Origin of the sequence: Mailhella massiliensis (genome assembly GCF_020741395.1) — a bacterium.
Taxonomy (GTDB): Bacteria; Desulfobacterota; Desulfovibrionia; order Desulfovibrionales; family Desulfovibrionaceae; genus Mailhella; species Mailhella massiliensis_A.
Map to the genome: position 1 here is coordinate 14,705 of NZ_DYZA01000145.1, position 16,721 is coordinate 31,425.

Sequence of the window (16,721 nt, forward strand, 5' to 3'; positions counted from 1 at the left end):
ACCTTGTGCTGAATCATAAAAAAAAATGCCGCCCCCGGAGAGGGGACGGCATTCGCTTCTTCCGCGCCTTTAAAGCTCAGGTAAGCGTCAAGACCGCACCTCTCCCTGAAGAGGGGTACGCCACCACCACTGGCCGGAGAAGGACAAGGTGAAGGCGAAAACGGACATAAGGCGCTCCTGAAAGGCTGTGCCCGGGAAACGGGCTTTTCTTTTGTGTATGCAAGGCGTTTTTTTTTGTCAATGCAGGGCGGACCATTTTCTTTTCCGGTACAAAAAAGGAACGGGGACGCCGCCGGGCAGGAACTGCGTTTCTTTCTTCCCATACTTGACAGTTTTTCCGCACAGGAGCTATGGAAAGAAAAAAGGTTGGAAATCATGTTCAGCGTGTACCGCCCCGGCTCCTTTACCTTCGCCAGCAGCTTCGGTTGCTGGTGCTATGCGTATTATCCCGGGCCATGCGGCGGGCTGTGCTGATGTTATTTCCGTACAGGACTATCAAGCCGCAGGCACATACGCCGGCGGCTTTTTTCATATCCGGCCCCGGTAATGCCTGCAAAGGGGTTTCGCCATGGAAGTCGGCGCTCTCAGACGTTTCAACCACATCATCAATCCCAAGACCGGCCGCGCCATCATCGTTCCCATGGATCACGGCGTGTCCGACGGCGCGCCCCGGGGCCTGCGCGACATGGCAAAGGCCGTGCACGACATGGATGAAGGCATGGCCGACGCGGTACTCCTGCATAAGGGCCTCATCCACAAGGCGAAATACGAATCGCATATGCGCCTCGGCTTCATCATGCACATTTCCGCCTCCACCAGCCTTTCGCGCCGGCCCAACAAGAAGATGCTCGTGGGCGACGTGGAAGAAGCCGTGCGCCTCGGTGCAGACGCCGTGTCCATCCACATCAACCTCGGCGACGACGATGAAAGCATGATGATGTCGGACGCGGGCAAGGTGGCGAAGGAATGCAGTCTCTGGGGCATGCCGCTGCTCATGATGGTCTATGCGCGCGGCCACGACGTGGACAGCTATGATCCGCGCAACATTGCCCACTGCGCCCGCGTGGGCGCGGAACTCGGGGCCGATATCGTGAAAGTACCCTACACGGGCGACCCGGAGACCTTTGCCGACGTGGTGGCGGACTGCGGCGTGCCCGTGCTCATCGCGGGCGGCCCGAAGCTCGATTCCACGCGCAAACTCCTCGAAATGGTGCACGGTTCCCTTCAGGCCGGAGGCTCGGGCCTTTCCGTGGGCCGCAACGTATTTGAGCACCCGCGCCGCGTGGAGCTTCTGCACGCCCTGCGTGCCATGGTTCATCAGGGAGCCTCCGTGGAAGAGGCGCTTGAGATCATGGGAGAGAAGTAACGGCGAAGGGACGACAAAAAGTTTCCCCCTTACGCCATTTTCCTGTTGACAGTTTTCTTTTTCTGGGATTAGTAAATTCTTAAACTCAACATGGTTGTTGTTATGCACACTCTTTATGCCGCTACCGCCCAGTATGAAACCAGCGTCTTCCGCTTTGGTTTCTACTTTTATTTTACCGGGCCCTGTGGTCGGAAGGGTTGCTGACAACTGTTGTTTGCAAACTTCGGGCCGCAGGCGGAACAAGCCGGCGGCCCTTTTTCTTTGCATATCGCCGCCACGCAGCCCCCAACTCCAACGAGAAGGAACGCATTATGGAACTCGGCACCAAGAAAAGACTGTCCCGCATTTTCAATCCCGACACTAAACGAGCCATCGTCGTTCCCATGGATCACGGCATGACCATAGGCGCCCCCGACGGGCTGGTGGATATCCGCAAGGCTGTGGACGACATGAATGAAGGCGGGGCCAACGCCGTGCTCATGCACAAGGGCCTCATCCGCGCTTCCGGCTGCGCCGACGCCAACGCCGACCTCGGGCTCATCATGCACATCACCGCCTCCACGGCCCTTTCCCCCAACGGCAACACCAAGGTGCTCTCCGGCACGGTGGAAGAGGCCATACGCCTCGGCGCGGACGCCGTCTCCATCCATCTCAACCTCGGCGACCCCAATGAAAAGGAAATGCTCTACAGCGCTGGCGTCATTGCCGACCACTGCAACCGCTGGGGCATGCCTCTGCTCATGATGCTCTACGGCCGCGGCGGCCTCATCCGCGACAGCTTCGCCGTGGATATCGTGGCCCACTGCGCCCGCGTGGGCGCGGAACTCGGCGCGGATATCGTGAAGGTCTCCTACACGGGCAGCCCGGAAAGCTTCCAGAAAGTCACCGAATGTTGCTGCGCGCCCGTGCTCATCGCGGGCGGCGAGCGCATCGACTCCACGCGCAAGCTCCTGCAGATGGTGCATGACTCCCTGCTCGCCGGCGGCTCCGGCCTTTCCATCGGCCGCAACGTGTTCGAACACCCGCGCCGCGTGGATCTCATGCGCGCCATGAACGCCATAGTCCATTCCGGCGCGTCCGTGGACGACGCCATGGCCATAGTGGGCGAAGACTAGCCGGGGAGCGGCCATGAACATTTATTTCAAAAGCGTGCCCTTCAGTAAAAGCGACGTGACCCTCGCCCTGGAGTCCGGGGTGGACGGCGTCATCGTCCCGGCGGACAAGGTGGAGTCCGTTTCCCTGCTTTCCCGCACGCCCGTCATGGCGGAAGAGGACATGCCCTCCCTTGCCATGAACAGCAAGGCCGACGAAGAGACCGTTCGCGACGCGCTCCTTGCGGGCAGGCGTGCGGTGCTTGCCAGGGGGTGGGAAATCATCCCCGTGGAAAACCTGCTCGCCCAGTGCCCCGAGGTGACGGCCGAAGCCGGAAGCATTGAGGAAGCGACTCTCGCTTCCGGCATACTCCAGCGCGGGGTACAGGGCATCGTGGTCCTGCCCGAGGCCATAGGCGAGCTCAAGGAAATCGTGGCCCGCTGCAAGATAAGCCGGGAACACGAGGAGCTTCAGGAAGCCGTGATCACCCGCGTGGAACCCGCCGGGCTCGGGCATCGCGTCTGCATCGACACCATGTCCATGCTGCACCGGGGCCAGGGTATGCTGGTGGGCAATTCCAGCGCCTTCACCTTCCTGGTGCATGCCGAAACCGAGCACAACGAATATGTGGCCTCCCGCCCCTTCCGGGTGAACGCCGGGGCCGTGCACGCCTACATACGCCTGCCCGGCGATACCACGACCTACCTTTCCGAGGTGGAAGCAGGCCGGGAAATGCTGGTGGTGGACCATACCGGGGCCACAACCCTGGCCACGGCGGGCCGGGTGAAGATCGAAGTGCGGCCCATGCTCCTTGTGGAAGCGGCCTGCGGGGAAAAGAAGGGCGCGGTGTTTCTCCAGAACGCGGAGACCATACGCCTCACCGCGCCGGACGGCACGCCCGTGAGCGTGGTGAACCTGAAGCCGGGCGACAGGGTGCTCTGCCGCACCGACGAGGCAGGGCGGCACTTCGGCATGCGCATCAAAGAAGACATTCAGGAGAAATAACCATGGCAGAGCCTTTCCAGATTCCCGGCCTGGCGAAGCTGCGGGAAGAAATCGACGCGGTGGACTCCGCCCTTCTGGAGCTTTTGAATCGCCGCGCAGGCCTCAGCCTCGCCGTGGGGCAGGCCAAGAGGCAGGTCTCGGGCAAGGTGTTCGACCCGGCCCGGGAGGCCCAGCTTCTGGAAAGGCTCGCCATGCGCAACAAGGGCCCGCTGGAGGCGGGGCACGTCTCCGCCATATGGCGCGCCATACTTTCCGCCTCACGTTCCCTGCAGAAAAACTGCACCGTGGCCTACCTGGGGCCGGAGGGCACCTTTTCCTACTTTGCGGCCGTGGATTTTCTGGGCGCATCCATGGACTTCACGCCCTGCCGCGACTTCCACGAGATTTTCCGGGGCATCTGCCTCGGGCACTTCGACCTCGGCGTGATCCCGCTCGAAAACTCCATCCACGGCACCATCGCCCAGAGCTTCGACCTCTTTTCCGAGTATGAAGTAAGCATACAGGCCGAATTCTACTCCCGCATTTCCAACAGCCTGCTCAGCGGAGAAAAGGAACTGAGCGGGGTGAAAACCGTGTACTCCCACCCCCAGCCCCTGGGCCAGTGCGCTTCGTGGCTGCGCGCAAACCTCCCGCAGGCAAGGCTCGTTTCCGTGGAATCCACGGCGGCTGCCGCATGGAAGGCCTCGTGCGAGGAAGGCGCTGCCTCCATAGGCCACCGCAGTATGGCGGAAAAGCTCGGCATGAACTGCCTCGCCTGCGACATTCAGGACGACGCCTCCAACTGGACGCGCTTCGTGCTCGTTGCCGCCGGGGATAAGAGGGAAAAAATGCGTGCGGAGGAAGAAGGGGGGTTCAAGTCCTCCCTGCTCTTCACCGTGCCCAACCGCGCGGGCACCCTCGCCGCCGTGCTCAACGTGTTCACCTCCCACAAGGTAAACCTGACCAAGCTCGAATCCCGCCCCCTGAAGGGCGCGGCATGCTGGGACTATATTTTCTTCGCCGATGTGGAATGCGACCTTTCCGCCCCGACACGGGCCGGGCTCATCCGCGACCTTGGCGAATGCTGCTCCTTTATCCGCGTGCTGGGCTGCTACCCCGAAGGGCCGCGCCTCGATTCCACTGCCAACACCACAGGATTCTGATCCATGATTCCGCTCAAGGCCCCGGCCTCCAAGTCCGTTTCCCACCGCATGCTCATTGCCGCATCCCTGGCGCGCGGCGTATCTTCGGTGCATCACGCCCTTTCCAGTGCCGACCTTGAGCGCACGCGGGAAATACTCCACGCCGCCGGGGCCGTACTGGAAGATACGGGCGGAGGAAGCTGGCGCGTGCAGGGCATGCCCCACGGCCCCGAAGGCGGAAAAAGCGTCCCTCTGAACTGCTATGTGGGCGAATCGGGCACCACCTGCCGCCTGCTTGCCGCCGTGCTCGCCGCAGGGCGGGGCTCTTTCCGCATCCACGGCGTGGAACGGATGCACGAGCGGCCCATAGGCGCGCTGACAAACGCCCTCTCCGCCCTGGGCGCGCGCGTCTTTTTCGAGCGGAAAGAGGGCTACCCCCCGCTTGTCATGGAAACGGAAGGACTTTCGGGCGGCAACGTGGACATGGGCGTGGATGAATCCAGCCAGTTCCTTTCCGGCCTGCTTCTCGCCGCCCCCTTCTGCCGCGAGGCCGTCTGCATATCCCTCACCGGGAAAAAAGCAGTTTCCTGGCCCTATGTGGGGCTGACCCTTCAGGTGCTGGAAGACTTCGGCATCGGCTTTCAGGTGGAAGCAAAGGAAGGTGAAACGTGGCGCGAGGCGCCGTGGAGGAGCGTAAGGCAGGCCACGCCCGGAAAACTCCGCATCCGCGTTTTCCCCGGGGCCTACCGGTGCGGCGAATATCATGTGGAAGGCGACTGGTCCGGCGCTTCCTACCTGCTCGCGGCCGGGGCCGTAGGCAGGGAAAGCGTGCTCGTGCAGGGCCTCCGCGCCGATTCCCTGCAGGGCGACCGCACCATCCTGGACATACTGCGCGCCATGGGCGCGGATATTTCCCTGAGGGAAGACGGTATCCAGGTCAGCCCCTCAAAGCTGCACGGCATCACCGTGGATATGGGAGCCTGCCCCGACCTTGTGCCCACCGTGGCCATGGCCGCCGCCTATGCTGAAGGCGACACGCGCATGGAGAACATCGCCCACCTCAGGATCAAGGAATGTGACCGTATTGCCGCCTGTGCGGCGGAACTTGCCAGGGCGCATGTGCCCTGCGAGGAAGAGGAAGGGGCGCTCACCGTGCACGGTCTTGCGCCCGATCTGCCCGATATCAAAGAAGGCACGGTGTTCCACACCTACAACGACCACCGCATCGCCATGGCGGCCGCCCTGCTCGGGCTCGGCCGCGGGCAGCGCATCGTGGTGGACGACCCGGCCGTGGTGCGCAAGTCCTTCCCCGAGTTCTGGAACGTGTGGAGCGCCCTTTCATGAGCGAACGCATCGTCATTGCCGGCTGCCGGGGCCGTATGGGAGCCATGCTCATGGAAAGGCTGGGCGGAAGCGAGGCTTTTTCCCCCGTGGGGCTCGATCTTCCCTATGAGCCGGAAGCCATGAAGGAGGCCTGCAAAGGCGCGCGCGTGGTGCTTTTGTGCATTCCTGCCACGGCCATACCGGCAACCCTGGAAAAACTCCTGCCCTTCATGGAGCCTTCCGCCATCCTTTCCGATATCACCTCGGTGAAGGAGCTGCCCATGCGGCACATGGAAAGCCTGTGGAACGGGCCCGTGGTGGGAACGCACCCGCTCTTCGGCCCCGTGCCCGCGCAGGATCTGGAGCTTCGCGTGACCATTGTCCCGGGCAGTCGCGCTTCGGAAGAAGACGTAGCCTTTGTGGAATCTCTGTTCCACAGCTTTTCCTGCGTCACCTTCCGGGCCACGGCGGAAGAGCACGACATGGCGGAAGCCAAGATACAGGGCATGAATTTCATCACGAGCGCGGCATATTTCGCCATGACGGCGGAAGACCCCGCGCTCCTTCCCTATATTACGCCTTCCTTCCTCCGGCGTATGAATTCCACGGAAAAGCAGCTCATGGAGGACGGGCCGCTCTTCACCTGGCTTTTTGAAGCCAACCCCCACAGCCAGGCCATGGTGCGCCAGTATCGCAACCTGCTTTCCCTCGCCGCTGCGGGCGATGTGGATCTCATCCTGCGCAAGGCCCAGTGGTGGTGGAAGGACGGGGCGGGAAAAGAAAAACTCCATGAGGAAGCCCGCAAGGTGGCCCTCCAGTCGGCCCGGGCGGGCCTGAAAAAAGGAAAAACATCATGAAATACAGCCTGTTCGGCGAATCCCACGGCCCGGCCATAGGCATTGTCCTGACGGGCGTTCCCTCCGGGCTTGCGCTCGATATGGACTTCATCCGAGCGGAAATGGCGCGCCGCGCCCCCGGCTCCTCTCCCCTCGCCACGGCGCGCAGGGAAAAGGACGCGGTGCGCATCGTAAGCGGCGCTTTCGAGGGCAGGGCCTGCGGCACACCCCTGTGCGGGCTTATCGAGAACACCGATACGCGCTCGCGCGATTATGCCGCCACCCGCCACCTGGCCCGGCCCGGCCATGCGGATTTTGCCGCGCACCTGCGCTACCGGGGCTTTGAGGATTACCGGGGCGGCGGGCACTTTTCCGGCCGCCTCACGGCCCCGCTGGTGTTTGCCGGGGCCGTGGCAAAGCTGGCCCTCAAAGAACGGGGCATCGAGGTCTATGCCCGCATCAAGGAAGTGGCGGGAGTGGAGGATATCCCCCTCGACCTCGCCCGGCCCGACGTGGAGGCCCTCGCCTCCGCAGGCAGAAAAGCCTTTGCAGTGATCGACGATGCGCGCGGCGAAGCCATGCAGAAAGCTATTCTCGACGCCCGGGCGGAAGGCGATTCCGTGGGCGGCGTCATCGAATGTTTTGCCTTCGGCATACCCGCCGGGCTGGGCGGGCCGGATTTTGACGATAACATCGAAACCGCCATTGCCCGCCATGTATTTGCCGTGCCCGCCGTGAAAGGGCTTTTATTCGGCGCAGGCTTCGGCTTCTCCGCCATGCGCGGGAGCGAAGCCAACGATGCCTTTCTGCCGGGCGAGCCCGTCCGCACCCGCACCAACCACAACGGCGGCGTGAACGGCGGCATTGCCAACGGCATGCCCGTGGTGTTCAGCGTCGTCGTCAAGCCCACGCCCTCCATCGCCAAAGAGCAGGACACTGTGGACATGCGCACCGGCGAGGCGGCGAAGCTCGCCATTACCGGCAGGCACGACCCGTGCATACTGCCGCGCGCCGTGCCCGTCATCGAAGCCGCCTGCGCGCTGGCCCTTTCCGATATCCCGGGAGTGCTTTCATGAAGAACATCGTGCTCATCGGCCTTTCCGGCTGCGGCAAAAGCAGCCTGGGCAGGCGGCTCTCCCGCAGGCTGCGCATGAGGCTTCTTGATACCGACGCCATGATCGTGAAAAAAACGGGCCGTGCCATTTCCGATATTTTCGCCAAGGAAGGAGAAACCTTTTTCCGCAACCTGGAATCGGCCTGCGCGAAGGAGGCGGCGGCGCAGGAAGGCGTCGTCATTTCCACGGGCGGAGGCATGGTGCTGCGCAAAGAGAACATGGCGGCCCTCGCGGAAAACGGCCTCGTCTTCTTCATCGACCGCCACCCCTCGCGCATACTGCGCTCCACCGCGCTCGACGACAGGCCGCTCGTGCAGGACGACGCGGAAAAGCTCTTCCGCCTCCACGCCGCGCGCCTGGCCCTGTACCGCCGCCACGCCCATGTGACCATAAAGAACAACGGCGGCCCCCGGAGCATGCGGCGGCGCGTCCTTCAAATACTGCGCCATTACCGGCGCAAAAGCAAAGCGGCCCTACCCTGCCCTGAAAACGCAAGACGCACGGAGCTGCCATGAACCATGTCCTGGACGGAAAAAAACTCGCCGTCATCGGCGATCCCATCGAGCACAGCCTCTCCCCCGTCATACAGCAGGCCATGCTGGATGAACTCGGCATAGCCTGCACCTATGAACGCATCCTCGTCGGAGCCGGAAGCGTCGCGGCATGGCTGCCCATCGCGCCCGACCTGAACCTCGCCGGGTTCAACGCCACCATGCCGCACAAGACCGACCTCGTGCCCCTCATGGACAGTCTTTCCGACGATGCGCGCATGTACCGCTCCGTCAATACCGTAGTCATACGCGAGGGGCGCTTCCACGGCCACAATACCGACGGCGAGGGCTTCCTGCGTTCCCTGCTCGACGCAGGCATGGAATACCGCGACAGGCGCGTAGTGGTGTACGGGGCGGGCGGCGCGGCCCGTTCCGTGGTACTCAAACTGACGGCTTCGGGAGCTCAAAGCGTAACCGTGTGCTGCCGCACCCCCGGAAAAGCCGAGGAACTTGCCTCCCACTCTCCCCGCATCCGCCTGTGCAGCTTTACGGAAAAAGCCTGCGAGGCCGCCCTTGCCGAAGCCGGATTGTTCATCAACTGCACGCCGCTGGGCATGCAGGGCGTGAGCGCGCAGTTTGAGGACTTTTACTTTCTTGATATGCTGCCCCCTTCCGCACCGGTGTACGACCTCATCTACCGCCCGCTGAAGACAAGGCTCCTGGAAGAAGCGGAAAAACGCGGCCACGTTGCCGTCAACGGGCTCGGCATGCTCATCCATCAGGCCATACTGGCTCTTGAGCAGTTCTCTTCCCGGCCGTTGGACGCCGGCCTCATGAAAAAGGCCGTGATGAAGCGCCTGCTCCCCGTACTGAAACAGGGGGACTGACAGAGGCCTCCCGGCGGACATGGCCTAGAAACGCTGCAAAAAACAAACGGCGCAATAAAAAAGGCCCTTCGCGCCTTGAGCGCGAGGGGCTTTTTTCTGAATTTCTCTCAGGTCGCTGCCAAAAAACGCCCTTCCCGAAGGGGCCGCCTTTCCTGTGCGGCAAGTCTCCGGAAAGGGCGGGCACGCCGGGGCCTAGCCCTGCAAATCGGCTATGATACGCCTGCCCCAGTCGTCAACATCGTCCTTGCTGCCGGAATAGTCGCCTTCCACCTTGAGGCCTTCCTCCATAATGGAGGCCCCGAGGCCGGCGAGCCTGTTTTCCAGCACATCCACCGCGCCGCAGAAATGTTCAAAGCTGCTGTCGCCGCTGGCAAAGCAGGCGGCCTTTTTGCCGGAAGCCCCTATGGCGTCGAAGTCGTCAAACAGGGCCTGAAAATCATCCTGCATTTCCACTTCGTCGGTGCCCCAGGCGGAGCAGCCGAAAAGAACGGCGTCATAGCCTTCGCACAGGCCTTCGGCCGTGACGTCGGCGGCATTCTTCACCGCCACTTCATGGCCCGCGCCGCCTATCTGTTCGCCGAGGGCTTCCGCAATACCTGCGGTATTGCCGGTGGTAGAACCGTACACAATAAGAACTTTCATCAACACTCCCTTATGGTTAACTTACCGGCCGGTACGGCCGTCGATACAGGAAAAGCGTGCCGTTCATGAGAGAACCCGGACGGGGAGGCCGCAGGACGGCTGTCCGACTGAAGCCGGGGAACCTCCTTCCCGGAAAAACAGGTTCGCATTTTTTGCACGGCGGAGATATGCCGTCTTTCTCCGCCGTGCTCGACCAGGAGTACTCACCCCGCCCATGCGGGGTGGATGCAGGACAGAAAATTCGGCCGAGCCTCCGCTGTGAGTCGGAAGCCCGGCAAGGGGGGGGAGGAGACTGAAGCCTTGCGGCTCCAGAGCAAATTTTTGCCGGCATACCCATGACGTGCATACCGGCAATGCGGAGGAGAACCTTCCGGGCTACCTGTTTTCCCGAAAGGCTATGGCGAATACGGTGCAGGCGGAGGCCCGCGCTCCTGCCGCAGGCAGGGAAATTTTGCCGGAGTATCCAGACATATACTCCGGCGTAAGGCGCTGCCAGAAGAAAACAGCGCGTCTTTATGGAGACATGGGACGCTCGGATCGCCCCACGCAGTTATGGGCAATGGGGATGCGTTTTTTCGGGCCGCCCCCCACCATGGGGAACGGCCCTCGCCGCACCAGGAGGCTGAGGCTGGCGCCTCAGCACGGAATACGACCCGGTCGCATTCCAATACGCTGCGAAGCCTTGCGCTTCGCGGAAATTCTGCCGCCTGACGCCTCCGGCAAAAGCCGGGTCAAGCCATCGTCAGGCGGCCTTGGGGGGGGAGGTCAATACCTCTGTGCCCTGAATCGGCCGTTGCGAACCCTGTGTGATTTTCAAAGATCTCCGGCACGTCGTATGCCCGGAAGAAATCCCCCGGCTCCGCCGGTAGAGAAAGCTCCTTCTTCAGGATGAGGCTGCCTTCCGGCTTTCTCGCTCCCGTTGAAAAAACACTAATGAAAACGAATTTCAATGTCAACTTAAATTTCAAAAAATTTTTCCTTTCGCGGAATATTTTTTCTGTTATTATATAATATAGGGTAATTATTTGATATTTATACAACGTCCAAAAGCGGGGAAACCTTCCCCGGAAATTCCGCACAGGCAGCGCCGTGTTACCGGGCAACCCCGCAACATGCCTTACCGCCGGGCCGGAAAAGGGGCTTCCGAAAGCCCTGCCGGGAAGCCCCGCGCACGGAGACGGGTTCTCCCGTCAGAAGCGCCATGCCCCGCAATCCGGCGTTGCCGCCTGCTCTTGCCCTCCGGCCCGGCCTTTTCTGTGCGCCACACATGCCGGGGCCTTCCCGCGTGCCCGGCCCCACCGGAAAAAAACGGCCCTTCCGGCATGGCGGGCAGCTCCTCCTGCGGCCTGCACTCCCCCCCCTTCCCGCCCTCCAGGCTCCTTGCGGCCCGTCATCTCCATGGTGTTGCAACGGCCCGTAACCGGGCTTCCCTCTTACGGAAAACTCTACTGCTCTCCGAGTTTATCCCAGGCCTTCTGTTGCCTGATATCCGGCTATTCTCGCCTTATCCCCCCTGCCTGCCGTATCGGCATAGCGCCCTCGACGCCGGGCTTACGCCTGAACAGGGAAATTTCCGCTCTCCAGACGGTTCGTCCATCATCAGGCTGTTCTCCCCTTTCCATGCCCGACGAAACCGGCACGCTCCTTTCCGGCGACCTCGCAAACAATAGTACTGAGGGGGAACACTACGCTGCCCTCCTTGCGCCTTCCCTCCACCGGGTTCCGCCATATTTTCCCGGCAGCCCCTTTCTTCCCGACCCGGAACACCTGCCCGCCACGCTTCGGGGCGCATACCATGTGTGCCGGCTCCCCCGTGTTCCCCATCACGAGCCCCTTTGAACAGCCTGAGGAGCAGCTGCCATGCCGCATTTTTCCCCAGTAAATCAAAAGGATTTGCCATGGGCTACGCAACACGGCCCGGGCAGGCCGGGGCTTTTAAATCAGAAAGCGGCCTCAAGGGCCGCCTGTGACGCTACCTGCCGAGCTTGAAGCGTATGCGCAGTACGCCGCCGTCCTCCGGCTTCCATTCATGGGAAACCCAGATAAACGTACCGCATTCCGCCGTGTGAGAAACGTGTTCGCCTATGCAGGGGCAGGCGTCCAGCGCTCCGCCGGGCGCTTCCGGGTCGCCGATGAATACGATGCGCAGCGTATCGCCCGCGCTTTCCGGCAGGCGGGAAAGATTGAAGATCTTCGCGGCTTCCTCGCGGGGCATGTCCCGGGCTATGACGGGCAGGTCGCGCGAGAGCACCTCGTTCACCTCGGCGGTGATGCTCTCCACCTCTTCGGCGGAAAGGTCGTGCGGAAAGTGGAAGTCCACCTTGGACTTGTTGGCGTTGATGTGTGTGGAAAAGCAGCGCGGGCAGCCGTAGCGGCGGATAAGCACGCCGCTCAGGGCATGCTCGGCCGTGTGCATTCCGGGATTGTATTCCTTGCTCATGGTACATTCCTTAATATTAAAAGGTACGAAGGGGCAGGCGCCCAGGGGCGCGCATCACTGACGCACGGTTCTCAGTGCTACCGCAAAAATGTGCGGAGGGGAAGTTCCGGGGCTGCACGCCCGCGCCTGAAGAAGCCTTTCCTCATGGCTCGAGAGAAAGGCCCCGGCTCCTGCCGTGCCAAAATTTTCAACGTCTTTTCGCCCCCGAAGCATGCTTGCCTCCCGTGCGCGAAGCCCCGTCCGCGGGCTTGGCGAACGCTTTTTTTCCCCGTCCCGGCGGATTTTCCGGGGAACATAGAGCTTCCTTCGGCATCATCCATCATTATTTCCCATAATTACCGTTTCTTCCGCCCCGTTCGGAGCTCCTTCTCCATCCTTGGAAACAAAAATTTTTACGCCTCTAACGCCCTGAAATCATGGGACTCGTATAAAAATTTTTGAACCTTTTTGGGGAAAATCACATTTTGTTAACATTTTTTTATTGCTTAATTCACAACTTAATTCTAAGCTGCGCTCATGGAAAAAGAGGGATTTTCCATAACGGTTTCATTTGACCAAATTTTTTTCAGAGGAATGACACAATGAAAAAGCTTACCACGCTTCTTCTGGCCGCCGGCATGGTGTTTGCCGCGTCCGCTCCCGCTTCCGCCGTTGATGTGAAGGTGGACGGCGATTACAACATCCAGTTCACCCAGGGCCGTCGCTTCCAGAACGAGAACGAAAAGTTCGACCGCGTTCATCAGCAGGTGAACCTCGGCATGACCTTCTCCGTGTCCGAACAGCTCTCCGGCTACTTCCAGGTCCGCTCCTACTGGGACTGGGGCCAGAACTTCTACGGCGACACCCATGATAAGGAGAATCTGAAGAAGAACACTCTCGGCTACGGCTTTGACGGCGGCAGGGACAACAGCGTCTACCTGCGCCAGGCCTACATCGACTGGCTCATCCCCAACACCGATGTGAAGGTCCGCATGGGCCGCCAGAACATCGCCCTGCCCGCTCTTGCCGACGGTAAGAACATCGTTATGTGGAGCAAGGATCCGACCGACGGCATCACCGTGAACGCTCCTGTGACCGACTGGATGACCGTGAACGCCTTCTGGGCCCGTCATGCCCGTTATGCCGATGCCGCTCAGATCACCTACCAGTCCGACAACATCGACGTGTTCGGCCTGGCTGCCGACATGGCCTTCGAAGGCTTCAAGGTGACTCCTTTCGTGGCCTATGCCGCCATCGGTGACGGCATGGATCCCGGCGCCTGGACCAACAACAACAAGTACATCCGCGGCAAGAGCAGCACCTACTGGTTCGGTATCACCGGCACCATGACCTACTTCGATCCCTTCACCGTGAAGGCCAGCTTCGTGTACGGCGACCGCAACTTCACCAGCGACGACGATCCCACCCTCGTCAGCCAGCCCAGCCAGCACGGCTACTTCATGGAAGGCAGCGTGTCCTACAAGACCGCTTACGGCACTCCTGAACTGCTCGCCTTCTACGGCTCCGGCGACAGCGAAGATGCGAAGTACGCCTACCAGGGCAGCATTCCTTCCGTCGGCGGCCGCTTCAAGGGCTCCTATGCCTTCTTCAACGGTTCCGGCCTGCTCGATAACGAAATCGAAAACAACCACAACGGCAACGGCGCCTGGGGCGTCCGCCTCGCCTGGACCGGCCTTTCCTTCATCGAAGACCTCTCCCATGACTTCGCCGTGGTGTATGCTCAGGGTACCAACGACTCCGACAACACCCGCTTCGGCCTGAACCCCTCCAGGTACATGACCACCGACGACTCCATCGTCGAACTGGACTTCGGCACCACCTACAAGATCTACAAGAACCTCACCGCCTACCTCGAAGCCGCTTATGTGTTCGAAAACTTCGAAACCGGTGTGGATAAGGATCGTGCCAGCTCCTACGACGACGCCTGGAAGGTTGCTCTGCTCTTCCAGTACAAGTTCTAATTCCGCGCGGGCTTAGCCCGCAGTGATGGAACTGCCCCGGCGGGGGAGGGAAACCTCTCCCGCTTTCTTTTTGCCTTCAGGCAGTTGAGGGAACGGAAACGGCCGAAACAGAAAGCCGCCCGCCGAGCGGGTGGAACACAGATGGTTGTACCTAAAAAACACCTTTTCGATAAGACGGAGTTATCCGGGCCCCGTCCCCATCGAAAAGGTGTTTTTTATGACGGAAGGACGCCGGGCTCTTGTAAAAAGGCCGGGAACAAATCCCCTGTCCCAAAGCATGGAAGCAGAGACATGAGCAACCTCATGAAGACTCCGGGAACATTCCCCCAAAAACGCACCGAAAAGCCAGGAACATCATGAAGGGCGAGGATACCGGATCTTGTTCCTAAGCCTGTGACGTTCCGCCGAAACATGCCGTTTCGTCGGCGGCCGGACAAACCGGAAAATTGCACGGAGGCCTCCCGGCAGACAAAAATCCAGAGTGCATGCCCTCGGAGGCACGGCGGCCCCTTACGGGCATACGGCCGGAAAAGGCGACGGAAGAGAGGGCGGGCACACACTTGCCCGGCGAATCTTACAAGGGCTCGGCCTTTCCCCGGCGGCCTCCGGCAAAAAACTTGCGCTCACACGGCAGGCTCCGCCCCCCACTCTCTTTTCAGCACGGCATATACCAGCGTGTTTTCATAGACAGGCGTGCCGTTTTCATCCTTCCGGAAGGCAATGAATTCTACAAAGCACGCCTCCTTCCGCATGCCGAGCCTTTCACACAGCCTGCGGGAGGGGAGATTTCCTTCCTCCACATAGGCGTACACACGCCTTGCCCCCTTGCGGGAAAAAAGAAAGTCCACATAGGCGCGGGCAGCCTCCGAGGCATAACCCCGTCCCTGGAAGCGCTCGTTGAGCATCCAGCCCACCGACCAGGTATCCGGCCCTTCCTGCCTTGAAAACACGTTGCCTATGATACCGCCGCTTTCCTTCAAACATACGGCAAGCTGCGTGCCTTCCCGAGCGCTTCTTCTCCTGCGTGCCTCTTCCAGCGCCGCGCCGAAGGAACCGAGCCTCTCTTCAGCAAAACAGCTTGCGCCAGGCCTCTCCAGCATGGCCAGAAGGCCGGGCGCATCCTTCTCCTCAAAAGTCCTGAGCGTAAGCCGCGTTGTTTCCAGCTTCATCAACATTTCTCCTTCTTCTTTTTCTGTTGCCGGGCATCTCTCCCTTTCCCAGGCATCCCCCGACGGAAAAGCGCGCATTATCCCTTCTCTTTTCCGCCTCAAGTACCATACGGCAGGCGCAGAGGCAAAGTTTCCCCTCACCTTCCCGCACATGAAAAACGGAAGAAAAACTACCGCTCCCTAGGAGCAAATATCTTTCTTCCCTCGTTCATAGCCACCCCTCCGCTCTTTTTACGCTGTGGAAGATCCTTTGTTCCGCTTCTGATATCGCTTCATTCCCAGTTATATCTCCCTATTACAGAATGGCATGATTGACCTTGTCTGCGCTCGTATCATGGAACAGTTCTCGCAATACATGGGATCGGTATTCGAAGAAATCTGCAAGCAGCGGTTGTGGAGACAGAACAGGCAGGGCCTTCTGCCCCTTACCTTCCTGTCGCATGGGCGCTGGTGGGGAAGCGATCCCCGCAAAAAAATCGAGGCCGAAATCGACATCGTTGCTTCGGATGATGAACGTAACCTGTTATATTGCGAATGCAAGTGAACAAATGCCCCCCGTGGACGCCTCCGTTCTGGAAACGCTCGTGGAATGTTCTCACTTGCTCACAGCCGCTAACCGCAATTATATCGTGTTCTCGAAGTCGGGCTTCACGGACGGATGCCGCGAGTTTGCGAAGAGTATTGGTCAGGCCCGCTTGGTAACTTTTAGCGAAATGATGTAAGCCTAGAAAACCATTCCGAGTCTTATCGAGCGAGGGGGATTCTTTTTCTCCAAAAAAATTCAAAAATCTCAAAAAATCTACCTATAACCACAAGTAACTGTGCCGCGCAATTTTTTTCGCGTATCCTTTCCCTGAATAACCCAAAAGGAAAAGGAGACCTCCATGCAGAACGCTCACGCGAAACATTTGGCAAAAACCGGCAACGAAGCCCTTGACCTCATCACGGAATTCAACGAGACCTTCGATTCATGCGAGAACAACGATGGGATAAGCTGATGGCTCACATTCATAAAATCGTCCCCACATACCCGATAGATGCCGCAGCATATAACCTCACTCATTAGTATCCGCCCTGTACGACAGAACAGGCAGAAGAGAACTGCAAGGCGTTCCTCCACTTGACGCTCGCCTGCCTTACAGGAGAAGAGGCACTTCGTTTGCTTTCCTCCTAGATAGTGTCTACACGAGTTAAGTTAACAGCTTGAGCCATATCGCTATACAGCGGATTTGTACGGCAGCCTCAAACGATGAGAGCATCTTCGCGTATCTAG

General features: G+C 60.2%; 15 protein-coding genes. 11 read left to right on the plus strand and 4 right to left on the minus strand.

All coding sequences use genetic code 11. The annotated features are described in order from the left end of the window. Positions 1-568 precede the first annotated feature (568 nt). From K8W16_RS07245 to aroE, 9 genes are all read left to right on the plus strand, one after another. Positions 569-1,366: a 2-amino-3,7-dideoxy-D-threo-hept-6-ulosonate synthase gene (locus K8W16_RS07245; protein ID WP_304122483.1), complete on the plus strand. Its 798-nt coding sequence runs from the start codon at positions 569-571 to the stop codon at positions 1,364-1,366. A 311-nt stretch (positions 1,367-1,677) separates the two neighbouring features. Then, positions 1,678-2,481, plus strand: a complete 804-nt coding sequence (locus K8W16_RS07250; RefSeq protein ID WP_304122484.1) for a 2-amino-3,7-dideoxy-D-threo-hept-6-ulosonate synthase — start codon at positions 1,678-1,680, stop codon at positions 2,479-2,481. 13 nt (positions 2,482-2,494) lie between these two features. After that, complete coding sequence (locus K8W16_RS07255; protein ID WP_304122485.1) at positions 2,495-3,463, plus strand: 3-dehydroquinate synthase II family protein; 969 nt, start codon at positions 2,495-2,497, stop codon at positions 3,461-3,463. 2 nt (positions 3,464-3,465) lie between these two features. Beyond that, positions 3,466-4,605 (plus strand): bifunctional chorismate mutase/prephenate dehydratase, encoded by a 1,140-nt coding sequence (locus K8W16_RS07260; protein ID WP_304122486.1) that lies wholly within the window; start codon positions 3,466-3,468, stop codon positions 4,603-4,605. Positions 4,606-4,608: 3 nt separating this feature from the next. After that, positions 4,609-5,928: a 3-phosphoshikimate 1-carboxyvinyltransferase gene (aroA, locus tag K8W16_RS07265; RefSeq protein WP_304122487.1), complete on the plus strand. Its 1,320-nt coding sequence runs from the start codon at positions 4,609-4,611 to the stop codon at positions 5,926-5,928. Then, on the plus strand, positions 5,925-6,764 hold the full coding sequence (locus K8W16_RS07270) for a prephenate dehydrogenase/arogenate dehydrogenase family protein (RefSeq protein ID WP_304122488.1): 840 nt from the start codon (positions 5,925-5,927) through the stop codon (positions 6,762-6,764). The genes aroA and K8W16_RS07270 overlap by 4 nt, the downstream gene beginning before the upstream one ends. Continuing rightward, a complete protein-coding gene (gene aroC / locus K8W16_RS07275) occupies positions 6,761-7,819 on the plus strand; it encodes a chorismate synthase (protein ID WP_304122489.1) in 1,059 nt (352 codons plus the stop codon). Before K8W16_RS07270 ends, aroC begins: the two co-directional genes overlap by 4 nt. Continuing rightward, complete coding sequence (locus K8W16_RS07280; RefSeq protein ID WP_304122490.1) at positions 7,816-8,373, plus strand: shikimate kinase; 558 nt, start codon at positions 7,816-7,818, stop codon at positions 8,371-8,373. The genes aroC and K8W16_RS07280 overlap by 4 nt, the downstream gene beginning before the upstream one ends. After that, on the plus strand, positions 8,370-9,236 hold the full coding sequence (gene aroE / locus K8W16_RS07285; RefSeq protein WP_304122491.1) for a shikimate dehydrogenase: 867 nt from the start codon (positions 8,370-8,372) through the stop codon (positions 9,234-9,236). Before K8W16_RS07280 ends, aroE begins: the two co-directional genes overlap by 4 nt. A 192-nt stretch (positions 9,237-9,428) precedes the next feature. Here aroE and K8W16_RS07290 read toward each other — a convergent pair whose 3' ends face one another. The 3 genes from K8W16_RS07290 to K8W16_RS07300 form a co-directional block, all read right to left on the minus strand. Then, positions 9,429-9,881 carry a flavodoxin gene (locus tag K8W16_RS07290; protein WP_304122492.1) on the minus strand — a complete coding sequence of 151 codons (453 nt, stop codon included), beginning with the start codon at positions 9,879-9,881 and terminating at the stop codon, positions 9,429-9,431. Between the two features lie 728 nt (positions 9,882-10,609). After that, on the minus strand, positions 10,610-10,846 hold the full coding sequence (locus K8W16_RS07295) for a hypothetical protein (RefSeq protein WP_304122493.1): 237 nt from the start codon (positions 10,844-10,846) through the stop codon (positions 10,610-10,612). Positions 10,847-11,850: 1,004 nt separating this feature from the next. After that, complete coding sequence (locus tag K8W16_RS07300; protein WP_304122494.1) at positions 11,851-12,318, minus strand: hypothetical protein; 468 nt, start codon at positions 12,316-12,318, stop codon at positions 11,851-11,853. 581 nt (positions 12,319-12,899) lie between these two features. Between K8W16_RS07300 and K8W16_RS07305 the strand changes: the two genes are divergently transcribed. Then, the gene (locus K8W16_RS07305) at positions 12,900-14,279 is read left to right on the plus strand and encodes an outer membrane homotrimeric porin (protein ID WP_304122495.1); all 1,380 of its coding nucleotides are present in this window, start codon (positions 12,900-12,902) and stop codon (positions 14,277-14,279) included. Positions 14,280-14,902: 623 nt separating this feature from the next. Here the strand turns inward: K8W16_RS07305 and K8W16_RS07310 are convergent. After that, positions 14,903-15,448 carry a GNAT family N-acetyltransferase gene (locus K8W16_RS07310; protein ID WP_304122496.1) on the minus strand — a complete coding sequence of 182 codons (546 nt, stop codon included), beginning with the start codon at positions 15,446-15,448 and terminating at the stop codon, positions 14,903-14,905. A gap of 274 nt (positions 15,449-15,722) precedes the next feature. On the opposite strand from K8W16_RS07310, the gene K8W16_RS07315 reads away from it, so the two are divergent. After that, positions 15,723-15,992 carry a DUF234 domain-containing protein gene (locus K8W16_RS07315; RefSeq protein WP_304122498.1) on the plus strand — a complete coding sequence of 90 codons (270 nt, stop codon included), beginning with the start codon at positions 15,723-15,725 and terminating at the stop codon, positions 15,990-15,992. Positions 15,993-16,721 lie beyond the last annotated feature (729 nt).